2 protein-coding genes are annotated in these 1,511 nt (G+C 46.9%); one reads left to right on the top strand and one right to left on the bottom strand.

Features of this window, described 5'->3' with window-relative positions:
* On the top strand, nt 1-1,188 hold a 1,188-nt coding region (lhgO, locus tag R7E42_RS24105), incomplete at its 5' end, for an L-2-hydroxyglutarate oxidase (RefSeq protein ID WP_318073100.1).
* Between the two features lie 66 nt (nt 1,189-1,254).
* Here the strand turns inward: lhgO and R7E42_RS24100 are convergent.
* The coding region (locus tag R7E42_RS24100; RefSeq protein ID WP_318073099.1) for a cystatin domain-containing protein at nt 1,255-1,511 on the bottom strand (257 nt) is incomplete at its 5' end.

Below are 1,511 nucleotides of genomic sequence, written 5' to 3'. Positions count from 1 at the left end.
ATCGTTGGCGTGTCCACGGCTTGGCAGCTCCAACAACGCCATCCAGAGTGTTCTATTTTATTGGTTGAGAAAGAGTCTGGTTTTGCTAAGCATCAAACCGGGCATAACAGCGGCGTTATCCACGCGGGTGTGTATTATGCGCCGGGCAGTTTAAAAGCCGACTTTTGTAAACGCGGCGTAGAAAAAACGCTCTCGTTTTGCTCTCAGCATAATATTCCGGTCGAAAACTGCGGAAAGTTGTTGGTTGCAACTAACGAGCAAGAAGTCGAACGAATGAACGCCCTTTATGAACGCTGCCACGTCAACGGGATTGATGTGGAATTGCTTGATGAAGCGCAGCTCAAGTTGGCGGAGCCGAATATCACAGGGTTGGGCGCGATTTACGTGAAAACCACCAGTATTGTTGATTACCGCTTGGTAACAGAGCATATGGCACAGGAGTTCCAAAGTTTAGGTGGTCATATTAGCTTGAGAACCAAGGTGGTTGCCGCCGATGAGAAAGATGAAGAAGTACAACTGACTTGCGTTTCCGATGGACAATCTATGCAGTTGAACTGCAAGTTTCTAGTCACTTGCAGTGGATTGATGGCCGATCGGATGACAAAAATGATGGGCATTCCGACCGATTTTCAAATCGTGCCTTATCGCGGTGAATACTACCGGTTAGACAGTAAGCATAACCAAGTGGTGAATCACTTAATCTACCCAATTCCAGATCCAGATTTGCCATTTTTGGGGGTGCATTTGACTCGTATGATTGATGGTTCTGTGACGGTTGGTCCAAATGCCGTTCAGGGTTGGAAGCGAGAAGGGTATGGAAAAGTGAACTTTAACCTGCAAGATACACTGCAAATGCTGAGTTTTTCTGGCTTTTGGAAAGTCACACAAAAGCACTTAAAAACGGGCTTGGAAGAGTTTAAAAACTCGTGGTGGAAGCCTGGGTATTTAAAACTGGTCAATAAATATTGTCCGAGTATTCGTGTTGAGGATCTCCAGCCTTACCCTGCAGGGATTCGCGCGCAAGCGGTGTTGCCGGACGGCACTCTAGTGCACGATTTCCTATTTGCAGAGAGCGCAAGAAGCCTTCATGTGTGTAATGCGCCTTCCCCAGCGGCCACATCTGCCATGCCTATCGGAGAGTACATTTGCGATAAGGTCGATGAGAAAGTGGTAGCTAAAGTCGTCTAGTCAGACATAAAGAGCCAGTTTTGAACACTGGCTCTTTCGTTTCATCAGGTTTTTGTTGGTGGCATTCTACTTCGGGCAAAGTTCGCCTTTTTTGGCGTGTCTTTCGATCATGTAATCGCCTCTTGCACTGCGTAAGACCATTGCGTTCCACACTTCACCGTCTTGAAGCTCGAACTCAAACGCATAGTGAGTACCCGCTACCACTTGAGTGCGTACTTCGTTGATGTTTTTTAATTTATCTTCTGCGTTCATCTGGTACAAAACCATACTCAATGAGCGCTGCGCTTCTGGAGTAACTTGAGAAACTTGCCATCCACCGGGTT

This window comes from Vibrio sp. Vb1337 (genome assembly GCF_033338715.1).
Taxonomy (GTDB): Bacteria; Pseudomonadota; Gammaproteobacteria; order Enterobacterales; family Vibrionaceae; genus Vibrio; species Vibrio alginolyticus.
This window is presented reverse-complemented; position numbering and strand designations above follow the sequence as displayed.